The 4613-nt window shown below is 63.1% G+C and carries 4 protein-coding genes; 1 reads left to right on the forward strand and 3 read right to left on the reverse strand.

Going from position 1 to position 4613, the window contains the following annotated elements:
- Positions 1 to 33: 33 nt before the first annotated feature.
- The 3 genes from E5W87_RS34170 to E5W87_RS34180 all read right to left on the reverse strand — a co-directional run bounded on the left by E5W87_RS34170 (position 34) and on the right by E5W87_RS34180 (position 2657).
- Entirely contained in the window at positions 34 to 573 is a 540-nt protein-coding gene (locus E5W87_RS34170; RefSeq protein WP_292407979.1) for a hypothetical protein, read from the reverse strand.
- 25 nt (positions 574 to 598) lie between these two features.
- A complete protein-coding gene (gene guaB / locus E5W87_RS34175; protein WP_292407970.1) occupies positions 599 to 2101 on the reverse strand; it encodes an IMP dehydrogenase in 1503 nt (500 codons plus the stop codon).
- A gap of 289 nt (positions 2102 to 2390) precedes the next feature.
- Positions 2391 to 2657, reverse strand: a complete 267-nt coding sequence (locus E5W87_RS34180) for a hypothetical protein (protein ID WP_292407973.1) — start codon at positions 2655 to 2657, stop codon at positions 2391 to 2393.
- A 476-nt stretch (positions 2658 to 3133) separates the two neighbouring features.
- Here E5W87_RS34180 and E5W87_RS34185 point away from each other — a divergent pair, with 476 nt between their 5' ends.
- Entirely contained in the window at positions 3134 to 4552 is a 1419-nt protein-coding gene (locus tag E5W87_RS34185; RefSeq protein WP_292407976.1) for an MFS transporter, read from the forward strand.
- The last annotated feature ends 61 nt before the right edge of the window (positions 4553 to 4613 follow it).

A 4613-nucleotide genomic window follows, 5' to 3' on the forward strand; every position in this document is an offset into this window, starting at 1 on the left:
CGGCCACCTTCTCCCACAAGGGGAGAAGGGGAGTCAGCGCTGTTTCTGACCGGCCAGATGAAAAACCGCGATGACGATCACCGGTATCGCGAGAAGCGCGAATTTGGTGACGATCAGCGCCGAGGCAAAGGACAGCGAATCCGGATTGGCCGACAGGAAATCCGACAGCAGGCGGGCCACCGCGATGTTCTGCGCATAATCGGCAAGCGTGTAGGGCAGCACCAGGACAAGCGCGAATAGTGCCTGGAGCTGCGCGGGCAGAGCCCGGAAGTTCTTCAGCCGCCGCCCCGTGGCCAGGATCAGGCTGACCAACGTCAGCGACAGCAGCGCCGGGAACAGCAGGTCGAAGGTCAGGTAGTGCCAGACCAGAATGATCTCGCTGCCGCGCCGGCCGAGCGCCGTCAGCCAGGCCATGCCCTCATCCGGGGTGAAACCGCTCCAGCGTAAATCGAGCGACGGCAGGCCACCACTCAGCTGTCGGAAATACAGGAACTCCATCGCCGTCATGGCGACGAAAACCGCCACGCAGACAACACAAAGTGCTGCAGCGTGGCGTGACAGCCGCAGCATCATTGCCGTCAAGCTTCGCGCCAGCTGGCTAGGCTCCGCCGGGGTAATTCGGGCTTTCGCGGGTGATCGTGACGTCATGGGCGTGGCTTTCACGAAGTCCGGCGTTGGATATGCGTACAAAGGTGGCGCGGTCGCGGAAATCGGCAAGGTCGCGACCGCCGACGTAACCCATAGCGGCTTTCAGGCCGCCCGCAAGCTGGTGCAGTACGCCGGACACAGGTCCTTTGTAAGGCACTTGCCCTTCGATGCCTTCCGGCACCAGTTTCAGCGTGTCGCGCACCTCGGCCTGGAAATAGCGGTCGGCGGAGCCGCGGGCCATGGCGCCGACCGAGCCCATGCCGCGATAGGCTTTGAACGAGCGGCCCTGGTGCAGATAGACTTCGCCTGGGCTCTCGTCGGTGCCGGCCAGCAGCGAACCGATCATGGCGGCACTGGCGCCGGCGGCGAGCGCCTTGGCGAGATCGCCGGAATATTTGATGCCGCCGTCGGCAATGACCGAGACGCCCGATTTCTGCGCCGTCTCGACTGCCGACATGATCGCCGAAAGCTGCGGCACGCCGACGCCGGCGACGATGCGGGTGGTGCAGATGGACCCCGGCCCGATACCGACCTTGACGGCATCGGCGCCGGCATCGATCAGCGCCAGCGTGCCTTCTGCGGTGGCGACGTTGCCGGCCAGGATGCGGACCGAATTGGACAGCTTCTTGGCCCGCGTCACAGCATCCAGGACACGTTGCGAGTGACCATGCGCGGTGTCGATCACCAAAAGGTCGACGCCGGCGTCGATGAGGCGCTCGGCGCGCTCGAAGCCGTCATCGCCGACGCTGGTGGCAGCCGCCGCGCGCAAGCGCCCCTGCACGTCCTTGGTGGCGTGCGGGTTGAGCTGCGACTTCTCGATGTCCTTTACGGTGATCAGCCCGACGCAATTGCCATCGCTATCGACTACGACCAGTTTTTCGATGCGGTGCTGATGCAGGAGCCGCTTGGCCTCGTCCTGATCGACGTTCTCCTTGACCGTGATCAGGTTCTCACGGGTCATCAGCTCGTAGACCTTTTGCGCCGGATCGGAGGCGAAGCGCACGTCGCGATTGGTCAGGATGCCGACCAGCCGGCCGACCGTATGCCCGCCAGCGCCGCCATTCTCGACCACGGGAATGCCCGAAATGCTGTAGGTGCGCATCAGGCCCAAGGCGTCGGCGAGCCTCGCCTCGGGGCCGATGGTGACGGGGTTCACGACCATGCCGGATTCGAATTTCTTCACTTGCCGCACCTGCTCGGCCTGTTCGGCCGGCGAGAAATTGCGGTGGATGACGCCGATGCCGCCGGCCTGGGCCATGGCGATGGCAAGACGCGCCTCGGTGACGGTATCCATGGCGGCGGAAAGGATCGGCACGTTGAGATCGATGTCGCCGGCGATGCGGGTGCGGATATCGGTCTCGCCGGGCATGACCTCGGAATGACCCGGCTGCAGCAGCACGTCGTCAAAGGTCAGCGCCAACGCGCCGGTGGACGTTTCGATAATTTTTGCCATGGCCAGCCCTCGGAATGCATGAAAAGCGCTGGACCGGATGGACAGCGCCGACTCGTCTTCTTCCCTTTCAGGATTGGCGCTGGCTCGTAACACGTCCCGTCGCCGATGAAAAGCCGATTGGTTGTGCACGGCGGGCTGCGAACTCAGCTTGATGCCTTTTCGCGGTGATGGATTGGTGAGCGGCATTCGCCGCTGCTACGGATTGAATGTTGCTCAGAGCAATCGCTTCAGGTTTGCGCCGCCCTCACCTGCCATCCTCGGTGAAGGAAAGGCGTGTGCCGTCTCGCGCTCAGTGACGGAGGACTTCCCAAATAATCAACCCGAACATCAGAACAAACATAACAGCGACCCCACGTTTTAGAATTGGAGTGAGCCCGTATTTCTCGTACGCCCGCTGTGGATCGACGCGGAAATCCTCTTGGAATTGGAGTTCAGTTCTTTTTTGCGGGCTCAACTCTGTTGGCTTTCTTTTCCACATTTTGGTCCTCCCCAGATCCGATAGCGCGCGCTCTGCCGCTGCCATCATCGCCCCTTGGGAAGAGATGTCCATAGACATCAGCCGTCCTTGTCTCCCCCAGGAGCCAACATAGGAGGCTGTCATGACCCGCCGTTAATCCCGGCACCACCAAAGGGCCTTCTGCCCGCAGAGGGCGCTTTGGTGACCCACGCCACGGAGAGCAACCGATGCTATACGGGGAGAAGTGCCCGGCAGGGCGATAAGGGGCGGTGCCGACGTCGAGAATTGGCAGGGGCGCCAGCTTTTGCTGGAGTGATTAGCACATCTGTCCTTGCTTTGTGACGGCAGTTATGCTAGGAATTTATTCATGGTGCTGATTCGCGCCAATGACCCGCCGCCGAGGCGGGTTTTTTTATTTTAGGCGCCGTTCCTCGCACGGCTCCGACCGGCACGGCCGCCAGGGTCGCACAAATGTGACGGCAAATTAGGCGACATCTGACCCAACCCGTGGTAACCGCCCTGCGTGTCGGCTTGCCCCCGGTCGGCGATAAAACATTCAAATCCGGACGTGCTCCATGAACCGCACCATTCCGCTTATCCTGGCGGTCGCTCTTTTCATGGAAAACATGGATTCGACCGTGATCGCGACGTCGCTGCCGGCGATCGCCGTCGACCTGCAGACTAGCCCGGTCGCGCTCAAGCTGGCGCTGACCGCCTATCTTGTCTCTCTGGCGGTCTTCATTCCGATCAGCGGCTGGATGGCCGACCGCTTCGGCGCCAAGAACGTGTTTCGGGCGGCAATCGCCGTGTTCATCGTCGGTTCGGTCGCTTGTGCGGTGTCCAATTCGCTGCCGGCTTTCGTGATTTCGCGCTTCCTGCAAGGCATTGGCGGCGCCATGATGACGCCGGTGGGACGCCTTGTGCTGGTGCGCGCCACGCCGAAAAGCGAGCTCGTCGCCGCCATGTCTTGGCTGAGCATTCCGGCACTGATCGGACCGCTCGTCGGGCCGCCGGTCGGCGGTTTCATCACCACCTATTTCACCTGGCACTGGATCTTCCTGATCAATGTGCCGATCGGGCTGATCGGTATCTGGCTCGCCACCCGCTTCCTGCCGAAAACCGAATCGGCGCAGACGCCGCCGCTCGACTTCATCGGCTTCGTGCTGAGCGGGCTGGCGGCATCGGGCATCGTGTTCGGCCTGTCGGTGGTCAGCCTGCCCGCCTTGCCGCCGATTGCCGGCTTTCTCACCGTGGCGGTCGGGCTGGTAGCAGCGGTGCTTTACCTCCTGCATGCGCGCCGCGCCAAGAACCCGCTGCTGGCGCTCGATCTGTTCCGCAACCAGGTGTTCCGCTCCTCGGTCCTCGGCGGCGGACTGTTCCGCATCGGCATCGGCGCGGTGCCTTTTCTTTTGCCGCTGATGTTCCAGATCGGCTTCGGGCTGACGCCGTTCCAATCGGGAATGATCACATTCGTGGCGGCGATCGGCGCCATCGGCATGAAATTCGTCACGGCGCTGATCTTCAGGGTCGCCGGATTCCGCCGTGTGCTGATATCAGGCTCGCTGATCGCGGCGGCGTCGATCGCCATCAACGGCTTGCTCACACCGGAAACGCCCTATCTGCTGATCCTCGCCGCCCTGCTCGTCGGCGGCTTCGTCCGCTCGATGTTCTTCACCGGCATCAACGCGCTTGCCTATGCCGAGATTTCGGCCGCCGACACCAGCAGGGCAACGCCGATCGCCGCGGTGTTCCAGCAACTGTCGATCGCGCTCGGCGTGGCGCTGGCCGGCGGCATCCTGGAAGTGTCGACGACGATCCATGGCGGGCCGCTGACGCTGAGCGACTTCCACATCGCATTTTTCATCGTCGCGGCCGTGTCGGCGGCTGCATCGCTGTCATTCGTGCGGCTGGCGCCGGACGCCGGCGACGCCGTATCGGGATATGGCGGGCTGACAGCGCCCAAGACGCTGGAGGTGGGCCCGCCGGGTGGTTGAGGCTCCTTCCCTTCTCCCCTTGTGGGAGAAGGTGGATCGGCGCGCAGCGCCGAGACGGATG

The sequence above is a fragment of the Mesorhizobium sp. genome, assembly GCF_004962925.1.
Taxonomy (GTDB): domain Bacteria; phylum Pseudomonadota; class Alphaproteobacteria; order Rhizobiales; family Rhizobiaceae; genus Mesorhizobium.

Excerpts from the sequence above, each read along its gene's own strand:
- guaB (WP_292407970.1), bottom strand. The coding sequence starts at position 2,101 with ATGGCAAAAATTATCGAAACGTCCACCGGCGCGTTGGCGCTGACCTTT.
- E5W87_RS34185 (WP_292407976.1), top strand. The coding sequence starts at position 3,134 with ATGAACCGCACCATTCCGCTTATCCTGGCGGTCGCTCTTTTCATGGAA.
- E5W87_RS34170 (WP_292407979.1), bottom strand. The coding sequence starts at position 573 with ATGATGCTGCGGCTGTCACGCCACGCTGCAGCACTTTGTGTTGTCTGC.
- E5W87_RS34180 (WP_292407973.1), bottom strand. The coding sequence starts at position 2,657 with ATGTCTATGGACATCTCTTCCCAAGGGGCGATGATGGCAGCGGCAGAG.